This is a genomic window from Gordonia paraffinivorans NBRC 108238 (genome assembly GCF_000344155.1).
GTDB classification, from domain to species: Bacteria; Actinomycetota; Actinomycetes; order Mycobacteriales; family Mycobacteriaceae; genus Gordonia; species Gordonia paraffinivorans.
The window spans coordinates 52,334-67,258 of the sequence record NZ_BAOQ01000012.1 but is presented as its reverse complement, the minus strand read 5'-3'; the positions used below and the strand labels follow the sequence as shown (position 1 = coordinate 67,258).

Here is a 14,925-nt window from a genome sequence, read left to right as displayed (position 1 = left end):
ATGGCCACACCCATGTCCCGCCGGGACCTCGAGTTCCTGCTGTATGAATGGCTCGATGTCGAATCGCTGACCTCGCGTGAGCGGTTCGCCTCCCACTCGCGCGACACCTTCGACGCCGTCCTCGAGCTGAGCGCCGACCTCGCCATGAAATGCTTCGCCCCGGCCAACAAGATCGGCGACGCCCACGAGCCCTACATCGGCGACGACGGCAAGGTCGTCCTGCCCGACGAGGTCGTCGCCGGACTCGAGGAGTTCCGCAAGGCCGGCCTGATCGCCGCGTCGTTCGACGAAGAGCTCGGCGGGATGGCGCTCCCCACGGTGATCCGACAGGCCTCGTCGGTGTGGTTCCAGGCCGCCAACGCCGCGATGTCGTCGTACGGCTTCCTCACCGTCGGCAACGCGAACCTCCTCGCCGAGTACGGCACCCCCGAGCAGATCGACACCTGGGTGCGGCCGCTGGTCGAGGGCCGCTACTCGGGCACGATGTGCCTGTCGGAGCCCCAGGCCGGGTCGTCGCTGGCCGACATCACCACCAAGGCCGTCAAGGCCGGCGACGGCACGTACCGGATCACCGGGACCAAGATGTGGATCTCGGCGGGCGATCACGAACTGACCGAGAACATCGTGCACCTGGTGCTGGCGAAGACCCCCGGCGGAGGCCCCGGAGTCAAGGGCATCTCGCTGTTCATCGTGCCCAAGTTCCTGCCCGACGGCACCCGCAACGACGTCGCGCTCGTCGGCCTCAACCACAAGATGGGCAACCGGGCCACCACCAACTGCCTGCTGAACTTCGGCGACGGCACCTTCTCCCCCGCGGCGGAACCGGGCGCGGTCGGCTTCCTCGTCGGCGAGGAGCACCGGGGCCTGTCCTACATGTTCCACATGATGAACGAGTCCCGCATCGGCGTCGGGTTCCTCGCCACCGCACTCGGATACGCCGGGTACCAGGCATCGCTGGAATACGCGAAGGTGCGCACCCAGGGGCGCCCCGTCGACCAGAAGGACCCGTCCACGAAGCCGGTCCCGATCATCGAGCACGCCGACGTGCGCCGGATGTTGCTGGCGCAGAAGGCCTACGTGGAAGGCGCACTCGCCTTCGGGCTGTACTGCAGCAAGCTCGTCGACGAGGCCGCGACCGCCTCCGACGAGGAGCGCGACCGCATCAACCTGCTGCTCGAGCTGCTCACGCCGATCGCCAAGAGCTGGCCGTCGCAGTGGTGCCTGGAGGCCAACAGCCTCGCCATCCAGGTGCACGGCGGCTACGGCTACACCCGCGAGTTCGACGTCGAGCAGTACTACCGCGACAACCGCCTCAACCCGATCCACGAAGGGGCACACGGCATCCACGGCCTCGACCTGCTGGGCCGCAAGGTCACCATGCAGGGCGGGGCCGCGCTGACGCTGCTCGCCGAGAGAATCGGCGCGACCGTCGACCGGGCACGCGAGGTGCCCGAGGCCGCCGGGTACGCCGAGGCCCTGCAGTCCGCCGTCGACCGGCTCGGCAAGGTGACCGCGCACATCTGGTCGTGCGATGACCCGAAGCTCGCCCTGGCCAACGCCACGATCTACCTCGAGACCGCCGGCCACATCGTCATCGCCTGGATCTGGCTGGAACAGGTGCTGGCCGCCCACGGCCGGTCCGGAGACTTCTACGACGGCAAACGCGCTGCGGCGCAGTACTTCTTCCGGTACGAGCTACCGAAGACCGGCCCACAGCTCGACCTGCTCGCCGCACTGGACCGCACCACCCTCGACGTCGAACCGTCCTGGTTCTGACACCCCCGACCCCGGCGCGGCCCACGGTGGGCCGCGCCCGAACACGCTGTAAGGGAGACGATGATGTCCGTGATGGATCTGTTCGACACGACCGGCAAGGTGGTCATCGTGACCGGCGCCTCGTCGGGACTCGGTGTCTCGTTCGCGAAGGGCTTCGCCGAGGCCGGCGCCGACGTGGTGCTCGCCGCGCGCCGCGTGGAGAAGCTCGCCGACACCGCCGCCGCCGTCGAGGCGTTGGGGCGCAAGGCACTCGCCGTACCGGCCGACGTCGCCGATCCCGAGCAGTGCCGGCGCGTGGTCGATTCGGCGATGGAGACCTTCGGCAAGGTCGACGTGCTGATCAACAACGCCGGCATCGGCACCGCCTACCCCGCGACGAAGGAGACGCCCGAACAGTTCCGGGAGGTCATCGACATCAACCTCAACGGCTCGTACTGGATGGCACAGGCGTGCGGCCGGGTGATGCAGCCCGGATCGGCGATCGTCAACATCTCCTCGATCCTCGGCATCACCACCGCCGGGCTCCCGCAGGCCGCGTACGCCGCCAGCAAGGCCGGCGTCATCGGCCTGACCCGCGACCTCGCCCAGCAGTGGGGCGCGCGCAAGGGCATCCGCGTCAACGCGATCGCGCCGGGCTTCTTCGAGACCGAGATGACCGACCACTACAAGCCCGGATACCTCGACTCGCAGATGCCGCGAGTGGTGCTCGGGCGCACCGGCCACGGCGAGGAGCTCGCCGCCACCGCGATCTGGCTTTCGTCGGCCGCCTCCGGATACGTCACCGGCCAGACGATCGCCGTCGACGGCGGCGTGACCCTGACCTGACGCCGACTCCGTTCGCAAAACGAACGATGCGTGGGTCGTGCACCCTAGACTGACCGCAATGGACCCCGCATCTGCCCCACATCACACCGACCCGGCGAACGCGGTGCACCCGACCCTCCGGGAACCGGTCAACCAGGTCGACCCTCGGGCCAGGACGCTCTGGCGGCTGCCGCCGCTGATCTTCGGCATCCCGGCGACCATCGCGGCCATCGCGGTCGCGGTGGTCGCCCCCGAGGCCCGCGCGGTCGCCACCTCCGCCACGGTCGTGCTCGCGCTGCTCACCGCCTTCTACGCCACGGTTGTCCCGTTGTGGCGGTACCGGTTCCACCGCTGGGAGGTGAGCGACGACGCGGTGTACTCGCAGACCGGTTGGTTCGTCCGGCACCGGGTGATCATCCCGATCGCCCGCATCCAGGTCGTCGACACCGAGGCGGGTCCGCTCGAACAACTGCTGGGTCTGGCGAAGCTCACCGTGACGACCGCATCGTCGGCCGGCACGATCCACATCGCCGGCCTCGACGCCGAGCTGGCGCGCACCACCGCCTCCGACCTGACCATCCGCACCCAGGCGTTCACCGATGACGCGACCTGACCCGGTCCCGCCTGCGCCGCCGCCTCCCGCTCGGCTGCACATCGACGCGCCCGACGAGTGGCATCGGCTGTCGCCGTGGATGATGGCGGTGGGCCTCGTCGAGGCGCTCCCGTCGCTGGTCCCGGTGCTCATCGCAGTGGTCTTCGCCGGCCGGTCCGCGCCGCTGCTCATCCTGATCGCCACCGTCCTCATCGTGCCGCCGGCAGCGGCGATCCCCTGGCTGACGACCTTCTACCAGGTGACCGACGAACACGTCCGAGTCCGCAGCGGACTCCTGAACAAGAAGGTCGCCACCGCCCGGCGCGACCGCATCCGCAGCGTCGACCTGACCGCCTCCCTGGTGCACCGGATCCTCAACCTGCAGAAGGTCACGATCGGCACCGGCGGCGACGACCAGTCGTCGCAGGTGAAATTGCGCGCCGTGACGCTCGCCGAGGCCCGGGCGCTGCACGACGAACTCATGCCGACCGCGACCTCCGGCGCGGCGGCCGCCGCGGATGCCACGGACGGCTCGCCGGCACACCCGGTCGCGCACCCGGAGATGCTGACGCGGTTCCAGATGAGTTGGCTGCGCTTCTCGCCGTTCTCGGTTGGAGGCCTCGCGGTCGCGGCGGCGATCGGCGGCGCCGCCGCACAGATCGCCAACGAGGCAGGATTGTTCGACCGGACCGCGGGTGTCGTCCACGACGCGTACGACACCGTGCGCGAGATGCCGCTCGCGCTCGTCGCCACCGTCGGCGTGGTCGCCGTGATCGTCGTCGGCGCGGTGCTGTCGGCCATCGGTTACCTGTTGAGCTACTGGGATTTCCGGCTCACGCGACATCCCGACGGCACGTTGCGCACCGAGCGCGGACTCCTCACCACCAATGCCATCAGCTTCGACGAGAACCGGATTCGCGGATCCGATCTCTCCGAGCCGATCCTGATGCGACCGCTGCGAGGTGCCCGCCTGCGCGCGATCGCCATCGGCGCGCACAAGCACCCGTTGCTGCTCCCGCCCGCCCCGCGCGACGAGGCGATGCGCGTGGCCGGACTGGTCACGCACGAGCAGGCCGAACTGACCGCCCCGCTCACCGCCCACGGCCGTGCGGCGTTCGTCCGACGACTCAATCGCGGATTCCTCTCCGGCCTCGTCGTGTTCGCAGCGATCGCTGTCCCGGCCGTCGCCGGCGCCATTCCCCTCGGCTGGATCGCGGCGGGTGCACTCGCGCTTGCCGCGTCGACGACTCTCGGCGTCGTCCGCGCCCGGCACCTCGGGCACCGCGTGACCGCGCGGTCGGTGGTCATCGCCCCGCCCACCGTCGCGCGCCGGCGGATCGTCGTCGACCGCGACGGCGTGGTCGGCTGGGCGAGCAGGTCCTCGCTGTTCCAGCGTCGCGCAGGGGTGTGCACGCTGATCGTCGCGACGGCCGCCGGCGCCGAGCACTACTCGATCGTCGACGTGGACGAGACCACGGCCGCGGCGATCCCCGCCGAGGTCACGCCGGAGTGGGTGGCCCCGTTCCTGGCGCGCTGAGTCCTGCCGGCCACCCGGCCTGCGCCACCGACGAGCACTCCCCGTGAGGAGCGGCCGGCACTGTCGAGCACCTGGACGACCGACCGAGACGTTCGCCGAATTCCGTCCCACGCCGTCCGCGGCTGTGTTAGACCTCGAGGAGTCGGTACTGACTGCTCTGGGGTCGACGAAGGGGTCGGAGGCATGTCGGAAGACCAGCACACCACCGTGGGACCGAACACGCCTCTTCGCAGAGGCATTCCGAGACGCGCGGTCCTGACCGGACCGGCCGCAGCCGCCGTGATCGCCGGGACCGCGGTGGCACTCCCCCACGCGACGGTGCCGTCGGCGAGGGCGGTACCCCGCACCGGAGTCGGCCGCGGACGCGACGTCGCGATCTTCGGCGGGGGCATGGCCGGGCTCGCCGCAGCACACGAACTCAGCGAACGCGGCTTCTCGGCGACCGCCTACGAACCCGCCTATCTCGGCGGCAAGGCCCGCAGCTTCGACGTTCCCGGCACCGCTCGAGGTGGCCGTCGCGGCCTCCCCGGCGAGCACGGCTTCCGCTTCTATCCCAGCTGCTACCAGCACGTCCCGGAGATGATGCAGCGAATCCCGGTGGGCCGCAGCAATGTTCGCGACCGGCATCTCACCAGCGTCGAGTCGGCCATGATCGCCTTCGACGAATCGGGGTACGCACCGACCACCGTCCCGGCCTCACTGATCGGTTTCGTCGATCACGCACCGCAGATCGCCACACTCGAGAATCTCCGCAACTCGCTGATCACCGGGCTCAAGTTCGTCGTCGACGTCCCGGCCACCGAGCTCACCTACTTCGTGTCGCGCCTGCTGGTGATGGCCACCAGTTGCACCGAGCGCCGGATCGCCCAGTGGGAGAACCGGTCCTGGATGGAGTTCGTCAAGGCCAAGGGCAAGTCCCGTTCCTACCAGCGCTATCTCGTGGGGGCACTCACCCGGTCGCTGGTCGCGGCCAAGCCGGAGACCGCGTCTGCCCGGACGATCGGGCAGATCGGCCTGGCCCTCGCCACCGCCGCGAGCGGGCTGATCCCGCAGTACCGCTCCGACCTCGTCCGCGGCGACGTCGACCGAATCCTCGACCGGCCCACCAACCAGGCGTGGATCGACCCGTGGGTCGCCCATCTCCGCACCCGCGGGGTCCGCTTCGTGATGGGGGCCGGTCTCGGACGGTTGGACGTCGGCGGCGGACGCATCACCGGAGCCCGCCTGACCACCGGCCAGATCGTCGAGGCCGACTGGTACGTCGCGGCGATGCCGATCGACCGCCTCAAGCCGCTGCTGACCCCCGAGCTGCTCGACGCCGCGCCATCACTCGCGGGAGTGCCTGCGCTGCAGGACGACTGGATGGTCGGCATCCAGTACTACCTCCGCCGCCGGTCGGATCTGCCGCCGGGCCACATCGCCGCGCTGGGCACCCCGTGGGCGCTCACCGGCCTGTTCCAGGCCGCACCGTGGAACGTCGACTTCTCCCGCACCTACGGCGACGGGACGGTGAAGGACTGCCTGTCCATCGACATCTCGGAGTGGGAGAAGCCGGGCATCCTGTACGACAAGCCCGCCAAGCAGTGCACCAGGCAGGAGATCGCGCGTGAGGTGTGGGCGCAGATGAGCCGGGCGCTGAACGCCGGCGGCCGCGAGACCCTGCGCGCCGACGACATCGTCACCTGGTCCCTCGATCCGGGTATCACCTGGTCAGGGGGCCGCACCCACAACGCGACCCCGCTCATGGTCAACACGAAGGGTTCCTACGGCAACCGACCAGACGCGCACACCGAGATCCCGAACCTGTTCATCGGCGGCGACCACGTGCGCAGCAACATCGACCTCGCGACCATGGAGGGCGCCAACGAATCCGGGCGTCGGGTCACCAATGCCATCATCGCCGCGGCCGACAGTCCCGCCGCGGAGGCGACGCTCTTCCCGCTGTGGGAGCTGCCCGTCCTCGAGCCGCTGAAGCAACTCGACCGAGATCGCCACCGGAGCGGGCTTCCGCACATCCTCGACGTCTGACCGGTCGCCGCCGGGCCGGCGTCCCGGACGCCTTCACACGCCGCTCGAGCGCGCGCGCGATCTCTCGCCACCGCTCAGCCGAGCATCTCCAGCAACCGGTCCACGAACGCGACCTGCGCGGGGTTCAGCTTCGCCCGCGCGGTCTCGGGATCGAACCACTCGGCGCGGTCGACCTCGGGGAACTCCTGCACGCGTCCCGATCGGGGTGGCCACTGCATCTCGAAGGTGTTGCTGACGACCTCCGAGACGTCGAGGTCACCTTCCAGGGCGAAGGCGACGACCCGCTTGCCGCTCTTGAGACGCACCTCGCCGAGATCGGCGTGCGGTCGGGCGGGCGGCGGGGAGCCGATCTCCTCGGTGAACTCCCGCCGCGCGGCGTCCCACTCGGACTCGCCCGCGTCGACGAGGCCCTTCGGCACCGACCACGCACCCTCGTCCTTGCGCGCCCACAGCGGGCCGCCCGGATGGACGAGGAGGACCTCCACACCGTCGGGGTTCGCGCCGGTGCGGCGGTAGAGCAGGAGTCCGGCGCTGCGGGGAGCGTTCGATGGGCGCGGGGGCACGGATATATCTTCGCGGAAACGTCGAGGACACACGAACGCGCCTTCCCGGAAATACCGGGTCCGTAGAAAACGTGGCATGTCCGTCATCGATGTGCTCAAGAACGGGAAGCCCGGCGCTCGTCGGGTCGACGAGATCCCGCCCTTCGTCAGACTGTTCCCGCTCGGACTGCAGCACGTGCTCGCCATGTACGCCGGCGCGGTCGCAGTCCCGCTGATCGTCGGCGGTGCGATGGTCGGCGCCGGGCAGCTCGAGTCCGGCGACATCGTGCACCTGATCATGGCCGACCTGTTCGTCGCCGGTATCGCGACGATCCTGCAGGCCGTCGGGTTCTGGCGCTTCGGCGTCCGGCTGCCGCTGATGCAGGGCGTGACCTTCGCCGCCGTCGGCCCGATGATCACCATCGGCACCAATTACGGCATCACCGCCATCTACGGCTCGGTGATCGCCTGCGGCCTCTTCATGATCGCCGTCGCACCCGTCGTCGGACGCCTCATCAGATTCTTCCCGCCGCTGGTCACCGGCACCATCATCCTCATCATCGGCGTCTCGCTGATGCGCGTGGCCGCGGGATGGTTCGGCGGCGGCACCGCCGCCGGACCGGACTTCGGCGACCCCAAGGACATCGGTTTCGGCTTCCTGACACTGGCGATCATCGTCGCGATCGAACGGTTCGCCCCCGACGCCCTGCGACGGGTCTCGATCCTGCTCGGCCTCGTGATCGGAACCCTCGTCTCGATCCCGTTCGGCATGACCAACTGGGACAAGCTGGGCGAGTACCCGTGGGTGGGCGTGCCGCAGCCGTTCCAGTTCGGGATGCCGACCTTCGAGGTCAGCGCGATCATCTCGCTCCTCATCGTGGGCCTGGTTATCATGACCGAGACCACCGGCGACATCGTCGCGGTCGGCGAGATCGTCGACGAGAAGATCACGCCGCGCCGCCTGGCCGACGGCATGCGCGCCGACGGCATGGGCACGCTGCTCGGCGGCATCTTCAACACGTTCCCCTACACCGCCTTCGCTCAGAACGTCGGGCTCGTCGCCATCACCGGCGTGCGCACCCGCCACGTCGCGACCTGCGCCGGCATCATCCTCGTCGTCCTGGGCCTGCTGCCGAAGATGGCGGCCGTCGTCGAGGGCATCCCGCTCGCCGTGCTCGGCGGGGCCGGCGTCGCCCTGTTCGGCATGGTCGCGGCCAGCGGCATCCGGACCCTCGCCAAGGTGAAGTTCAACAACGTCAACGTGCTCGTCGTCGCGATCTCGGTCGGCGTCGCCATGCTCACCGAGGCGAAGATCTACTACACCGACCGCAGCGGCGACGCCCCGGTCGACGTCGTCCTCGACATCTACGCCGAGTTCCCGGACTGGTTCCAGACCATCTTCCACTCGGGCATCTCCGCCGGCGCGATCACCGCGATCCTGCTGAACCTGCTGCTCAACACCCGCAGCGTGTCGTCGGACCCGGTCGACTATCACAACACCGGCGACATCGCCGTCGTCGGCACGCCGCCCGGCCTGTCGGCCTCCGACGGCGTCCGCGCCCCGGCCTTCGACCCGCGTGACGCACTGGCCGCCGCCGATCCCGACACCCCGCCGGAGACCCTGCGCTACCTGGCCGACCACGACCCGTCGCTGCACCAGTTCATCGTCACGAACCCGTCGGCCCCGAAAGACCTCTGCGACGAGATCAGGGAGCTCGGCGACCCGAAGGTCATGCGCGTGTTCGAGGCATGGGACGGCAAGACGGAGGGGAAGTTCTCGCAGCGGGGATCCTGACCGACGCGCCCGGTCGGGCCTGTTCGTCGTGGCGACCCTCCCGAGCACCGAAAACGGCATATCGTGGGGTCATGTCCTCCACTATCGAACCCGGTCCCGTCGGAGAAGATCCCGACGGTCCGGACGCCCTCGACGACGGCCTGATCACCGACCCGGATCTGCCGCACGAATACCCGCACGAGTCGGCCTTCGCCTTCGGTGACTCCACACCGATCGGCGTCACCGAACGCCTGGCGCGCGAGAGCGCCGCCTACGAGGCGGCCGGCCGCGCCGATCGCAATCCGGGCCACGCCGTCGGCGGCTCGGCGGGAAGCACCGAGGGGCGTTGATGGAGGTCCTGTCCAGCCGGGTGCTGTTGCTCTCGGCCGATCCCGAACGTCTGCAAGCCTTCTACCGTGACCGCATCGGGCTGCCGATCCATCGCGAATACCCCGGCGGAATCGTGTTCTTCGCGGGCAACGGCCTCATCGAGATCTCCTCGCACCTGAAGACCGACGCCCCGAGTCCGGCGAGCGACGCGGCACTCTGGCTGCAGGTCCGCGACGCCGAGGCCACCGAGAAACAGTTCCGCGACCGCGGGGTCACCGTGCTGCGCGAGCCGCGCCAGGAGCCCTGGGGCCTGATCGAGATGCATGCCGAGGATCCCGACGGACGCCGGATCATCGTCGTGGAGATCCCCGCCGACCACCCGCTGCGCAAGGACACCCGGTAGTCCCCCGGCGGCGTGCCCCGACGCCGGAGGGCGGCATGACAAACTGGACCGCATGAGTTCCTGGAGCGCGCCGACCTGCACGAGCGGCCTGAATGCCACCGTCGAGCTGCCTGGTTCCAAGTCCATCACCAACCGTGCTCTCGTCCTGGCCGCGCTCGCCGACGGACCGTCGACGGTCCGCGGAACGCTGCGCAGCCGCGACACCAACCTCATGCTGGGCGCGCTCGAGGCGCTCGGCGTCGAGGTACGGGTCGACCCCGCCTCCGACACCACCGTCTCGCTGGCCCCCGGCCCGCTGCACGGCGCCGAGATCGACTGCGGTCTCGCCGGCACCGTGATGCGGTTCCTCCCGCCGCTGGCCGCACTCGCCGAGGGCCGGGTCCGGTTCGACGGAGACCCGCAGGCCCGGGTCCGCCCGCAGACCACCATCCTCGACGCCCTGCGCGCCCTCGGGGTCGCGGTCACCGGCGACCGGCTGCCGTTCGTCATCGACGGCACCGGCAACGTGCGCGGCGGCGAGGTCACCATCGACGCCTCCGGGTCGTCGCAGTTCGTCTCCGGCCTGCTGTTGTCGGCGGCACGGTTCGACGAGGGGCTCGTGGTCCGGCACGAGGGACCGCCCGTTCCGTCGACGCCGCACATCGACATGACCGTGGAGATGCTCGCCACCGCGGGCGTCGCGGTCGACACCTCCGAGCCGAACGTGTGGAACGTGGCACCCGGACCGATCCGCGCGGTCGACTGGACCGTCGAACCCGACCTGTCGAACGCCGCGGCGTTCCTGGCCGCGGCCGCGGTCACCGGCGGCGTGGTCCGCGTCCCGTACTGGCCGGCGGTCACCACCCAGCCCGGCGCGCGCATGGCCGACGTCCTCGCCGCGATGGGCTGCACGGTCGAACACCTCGACGGCACGCTGAGCGTCCACGGGCCCGAGGTCCTCAAGGCGGTGAACCTCGACCTGCGCGACATCGGCGAGCTCACCCCCACCATCGCCGCCCTGTGCGCCCTCGCCGACGGCGAGTCCGAGCTCACCGGCATCGCCCATCTACGCGGCCACGAGACGGACCGCCTCGCCGCGCTCACCACCGAGATCACCCGTCTCGGCGGCATCTGCACCGAGACCGAGGACGGGCTGCGCATCACCGGGACCACGCTGCACGGCGGCACCTGGGAGTCCTACGCCGATCACCGGATGGCCACCGCCGGCGCGATCATCGGACTGGTGACCCCCGGCGTCGTGGTCGACGACATCGAGACGACGAGCAAGACGTTGCCGGACTTCCCCGGCATGTGGACAAAGATGATCGGACAGGAATGAGTTCGCCCGCCATGAGTCCACGGTTCGTTTCCCGCGGGGGTCGCCGTTGAGCCGGCGGGCCGACAACTACGACGAATCCGATGTCCGGGTCCGTCCGGGCAAGGGGACCCGACCCCGCACCAAACGCCGTCCCGCACACGACGACGCGGTCGAGGGCATGGTGGTCTCGAAGGACCGCGGGCGCTGGGGCGTCGTGCTCGGCGGCGATCCGTCACGACGCGTGGTCGCGATGCGGGCCCGCGAACTGGGCCGGACCCCGATCGTCGTCGGCGACGAGGTGGCGGTGGTCGGCGACCTGTCCGGCAAGCCGGACACCCTCGCCCGGATCGTGCGCGTGGCCGATCGCCGAACGGTGTTGCGCCGCACCGCCGATGACTCCGACCCGTACGAACGGATCGTGGTGGCCAACGCCGATCAGCTGCTCATCGTGACGGCGATGGCCGATCCGCCGCCGCGCACCGGCTTCGTCGAACGCGCGCTCGCCGCGGCCTACGCCGGCGGCCTGGAACCCATCCTGTGCCTGACCAAGTCCGACCTGGCCGACCCGACCGAGTTCACCGCGGCCTTCGCCGATCTCGACCTGCCGATCGTCCGGGCGGGACGAGACGATCCGCTCGACGAGATACTCGACGTCCTGCGCGGCCACATCACCGCACTCATCGGACACTCCGGCGTGGGCAAGTCGACCCTGGTGAATCGCCTTGTGCCCCAGGCAGATCGAGCGACCGGCGAGGTCTCCGGGGTCGGCAAGGGACGCCACACGTCGACGCAGTCGGTGGCGTTGCCACTACCGGGCGACGACGACGCACCGCTCGGCTGGGTGATCGACACCCCCGGCATCCGCTCGTTCGGCCTGGCCCACATGGGTCCCGACGACATCATCGCGGCGTTCGACGACCTCCGCGACGCCATCGAGGGATGCCCCAGGGGCTGTACGCATCTCGGTCCGCCCGCCGATCCCGAGTGCGCCCTCGACGAACTCGAGGGACACTCCTACCGGCGGGGCATGGCCGTACGCGGCCTGCTCGCCGCGGTCAGCGGCGGAACATCCGCCGACGACGCCGCTGCCGAGCCTGGCGAATCGCCGTCCTGAGACCACCCGTCCGCGGCATGCCCGCGAACCGCTTCTCCGACGCGGTCTCGGGCGCGTCGTCGGCGGTGGCCCACAGGAACCGGTCGGGCAACGCGAGCTTGTGGATGGTGCGCAGCGTCAGGAAGTACTGCTTCGCAAGCGATCCCGTGGTGTAGGGGATGTCGTACTTGTCGCACAGGGCGCGCACGCGCACCGCGATCTCGGCGTAGCGGTTGCTCGGAAGATCGGGGTACAGGTGGTGCTCGATCTGGTAGCAGAGGTTCCCGCTGAGGAAGGCGAGCGCGGGCCCGGCATCGAAGTTCGCCGTGCCCAGCATCTGGCGCAGGTACCACTGGCCCTGGGTCTCGTTCTCGATCGACTCCGAGGTGAACTTCTCCGCGCCGTCGGGGAAATGGCCGCAGAAGATGACCACGTACGCCCACAGGTTGCGGATGAGGTTCGCGGTCAGGTTCGCGGTCAGGGCGTGCCTGAAGTTCGGGCCGGACAGCGCCGGGAACAGCACGTAATCCTTCGCGACCTGCTTGGCGATCTTGCGGCCGAACTCCTTGATCTGCGGGATCGCTACCTCTTTGGGCTTCTCGCCCGCGATGACCTCTTTGAGCGCGAGGTCGTGCAGGCCGATGCCCCACTCGAAGGTCGCGGCCAGCATCACGTTGAAGAACGGCTGGAAGAGCCGGCGCGGCTCCCACGGCTCGTCGCGGGTCAGCCGCAGGATCTTGTAGCCCACGTCGTGATCCATCCCGACCACGTTCGTGTACTTGTGATGGATGTAGTTGTGGGAGTGCTTCCAGTGCGGCGAGGCGCACACCATGTCCCATTCCCAGGTGGTCGAGTGGACCTCCGGGTCGTTCATCCAGTCCCACTGCCCGTGCATCACATTGTGCCCGAGCTCCATGTTCTCGATGATCTTCGACAGGGCGAGGGCACCCGTGCCGAGAACCCAGAGCGGACGCGACCGGCTGCCGAGCAGCGCCAGACGCCCGGCCACCTCGAGCGCGCGGTGCGCGAGGATGGTGCGTCGCAGGTAGGTGACGTCGCGCATGCCGCGATCGGATTCGATCTCGCGGCGAAGTGCGTCGAGTTCGGCACCCAGCGCCTCCACGTCGGCGTCGGTCAGATGCGCGTACTCGTTGATGTCAGTGATCGCCATTGGGTTCCATTGTGCCGGACTGGTCGGATGAACGCCCGCGGACCGAGCACCGCCCGGCCCCGTCCGGGTCTGCGATCAGTGTAGTCCCGATCAGGCCGCGGCCTCGGTGTCGCGCGACGAGCGCAGCTCGGTGACCACGGCGCGACGGCCGCGGCTCGCCCGGCGTCGCTCGCGCAGGTTCGCCATCGCCGTGCGCAGGCCGCGGCGGCGGCCGGTGGCCTCGTCGATGGCCGACTGCAGGCGCGCGCCCTCCGGCAGGCCCTGCTTGAAGCGTCGCTCCGAGGCGGTCTCGGGCGCGTCGTCGGCGGTCGCCTTGAGGTACTTGTCCGGCAGCGACAGCTTGGCGATGGTGCGCCACGACTTGGCGTACTGCACGAGCAGCGGACCGGTGGTGTAGGGCAGGTCGTACTTGTCGCACAGGGCCCGCACGTGCTCGGAGATCTCGCGGTAACGATTGCTCGGCAGGTCCGGGTAGAGATGGTGCTCGATCTGGTACGACAGGTTACCGCTCAGGAAGGCGAGGATGAAGCCGCTGTTGAAGTTCGCGCTGCCGAGCATCTGACGCAGATACCACTCGGCCTGGGTCTCGTTGTCGACGTCCTGCTTGGTGAACTTCTCCGCGCCGTCGGGGAAATGCCCGCAGAAGATCACCGCGTTGGACCAGATGTTGCGGATGACGTTGCCGAGCATGTTGGCGGTGAACGTCTTGGCGAAGGCACGGCCGTAGCCCACCTTGTGGCCGGTGGTGGCCGCCACCAGCGTCGGGTACGCGAGGTAGTCCTTGGCCACCTGACGGCCGATCTTCGACAGAACCTGAGCCTTGTCGCGCTCGAACTCGGCCTGCTCCTCGGGGGTGCGGTTGCGCTTGAGAAGCTCGAGCTTCTGGATCGCCACACCGTACTGGAAGGCCAGCATCAGGATCGTGTTGTAGAGCAGGTTGCCGTAGTTGAACGGCCGCCACCGCTGGTCACGGGTGACGCGCAGCAGGCCGTACCCCACGTCGGCGTCCAGGCCCAGCACGTTGGTGTACTTGTGATGGATGTAGTTGTGGGTGTGCTTCCAGTGCGCCGACGGGTCGGTGTTGTCCCACTCCCACGTCGAGCTGTGCACCTCGGGATCGTTCATCCAGTCCCACTGGCCGTGCATCACGTTGTGGCCGAGTTCCATGTTCTCGACGATCTTTGCGAGCCCGAGCGCGGAGGCGCCCGCCCACCAGTACCTCTTCTTGGTCGAGCCGAAGAGCAGGGCACGGCCCAGGAGCTCCATGCCGCGCTGGAAGCGGATGGTGTTGCGCAGGTAACGGGCATCGCGCTCACCCCGGCTCGCCTCGATGTCGGCGCGGATGGCGTCGAGCTCGCGGCCGAGCTCCTCGATATCGGCGTCGGTCAGATGCGCGTACTCGGGGATGTCGGTGATCGCCATACGTGTATCCCTTCTGGCGGTGGTGTGGACTGCCGTGGGTGCCGGCCGTCATCAGGGGTGGAGACAAATCGGACGACCCGACGGCGCAGTGTCGGATTACTCACCCTTACGTCTGCGTAACTTACGCAAGCGTAGGTTACGTGGCGCGCGTGTGTC

At 69.3% G+C, this 14,925-nt stretch carries 13 protein-coding genes; 10 read left to right on the top strand and 3 right to left on the bottom strand.

The genetic code is table 11. From position 1 onward, the window contains the following. The 5 genes from GP2_RS06555 to GP2_RS06535 all read left to right on the top strand — a co-directional run bounded on the left by GP2_RS06555 (position 1) and on the right by GP2_RS06535 (position 6,737). A complete protein-coding gene (locus tag GP2_RS06555) occupies positions 1–1,776 on the top strand; it encodes an acyl-CoA dehydrogenase (RefSeq protein ID WP_006899696.1) in 1,776 nt (591 codons plus the stop codon). Between the two features lie 63 nt (positions 1,777–1,839). Then, the gene (locus GP2_RS06550) at positions 1,840–2,601 is read left to right on the top strand and encodes an SDR family NAD(P)-dependent oxidoreductase (RefSeq protein WP_006899695.1); all 762 of its coding nucleotides are present in this window, start codon (positions 1,840–1,842) and stop codon (positions 2,599–2,601) included. A gap of 58 nt (positions 2,602–2,659) precedes the next feature. Beyond that, positions 2,660–3,193, top strand: coding sequence for a PH domain-containing protein (locus tag GP2_RS06545; protein ID WP_040526547.1), 534 nt, complete (start codon positions 2,660–2,662; stop codon positions 3,191–3,193). After that, a complete protein-coding gene (locus GP2_RS06540) occupies positions 3,180–4,709 on the top strand; it encodes a PH domain-containing protein (RefSeq protein ID WP_006899693.1) in 1,530 nt (509 codons plus the stop codon). Before GP2_RS06545 ends, GP2_RS06540 begins: the two co-directional genes overlap by 14 nt. A 183-nt stretch (positions 4,710–4,892) precedes the next feature. Further along, positions 4,893–6,737 (top strand): hydroxysqualene dehydroxylase, encoded by a 1,845-nt coding sequence (locus GP2_RS06535; RefSeq protein ID WP_006899692.1) that lies wholly within the window; start codon positions 4,893–4,895, stop codon positions 6,735–6,737. Positions 6,738–6,811: 74 nt separating this feature from the next. Here GP2_RS06535 and GP2_RS06530 read toward each other — a convergent pair whose 3' ends face one another. Beyond that, a complete protein-coding gene (locus GP2_RS06530; RefSeq protein WP_006899691.1) occupies positions 6,812–7,300 on the bottom strand; it encodes an NUDIX hydrolase in 489 nt (162 codons plus the stop codon). Positions 7,301–7,376: 76 nt separating this feature from the next. Between GP2_RS06530 and GP2_RS06525 the strand changes: the two genes are divergently transcribed. The 5 genes from GP2_RS06525 (at position 7,377) to rsgA (ending at position 12,197) form a co-directional block, all read left to right on the top strand. Continuing rightward, the gene (locus GP2_RS06525) at positions 7,377–9,074 is read left to right on the top strand and encodes a nucleobase:cation symporter-2 family protein (protein WP_006899690.1); all 1,698 of its coding nucleotides are present in this window, start codon (positions 7,377–7,379) and stop codon (positions 9,072–9,074) included. 71 nt (positions 9,075–9,145) lie between these two features. Then, positions 9,146–9,403, top strand: coding sequence for a hypothetical protein (locus GP2_RS06520; protein ID WP_006899689.1), 258 nt, complete (start codon positions 9,146–9,148; stop codon positions 9,401–9,403). After that, on the top strand, positions 9,403–9,786 hold the full coding sequence (locus GP2_RS06515) for a VOC family protein (protein WP_006899688.1): 384 nt from the start codon (positions 9,403–9,405) through the stop codon (positions 9,784–9,786). Before GP2_RS06520 ends, GP2_RS06515 begins: the two co-directional genes overlap by 1 nt. 52 nt (positions 9,787–9,838) lie before the next feature. Continuing rightward, positions 9,839–11,104 (top strand): 3-phosphoshikimate 1-carboxyvinyltransferase, encoded by a 1,266-nt coding sequence (gene aroA, locus GP2_RS06510; protein WP_006899687.1) that lies wholly within the window; start codon positions 9,839–9,841, stop codon positions 11,102–11,104. Positions 11,105–11,150: 46 nt separating this feature from the next. After that, positions 11,151–12,197, top strand: coding sequence for a ribosome small subunit-dependent GTPase A (gene rsgA / locus GP2_RS06505; RefSeq protein ID WP_006899686.1), 1,047 nt, complete (start codon positions 11,151–11,153; stop codon positions 12,195–12,197). Here the strand turns inward: rsgA and GP2_RS06500 are convergent. Next, on the bottom strand, positions 12,139–13,347 hold the full coding sequence (locus tag GP2_RS06500) for a fatty acid desaturase family protein (RefSeq protein ID WP_006899685.1): 1,209 nt from the start codon (positions 13,345–13,347) through the stop codon (positions 12,139–12,141). The two genes, rsgA and GP2_RS06500, sit on opposite strands and share 59 nt — an antisense overlap. Positions 13,348–13,437: 90 nt before the next feature. Beyond that, the gene (locus GP2_RS06495) at positions 13,438–14,769 is read right to left on the bottom strand and encodes a fatty acid desaturase family protein (protein ID WP_006899684.1); all 1,332 of its coding nucleotides are present in this window, start codon (positions 14,767–14,769) and stop codon (positions 13,438–13,440) included. Positions 14,770–14,925: the final 156 nt, after the last annotated feature.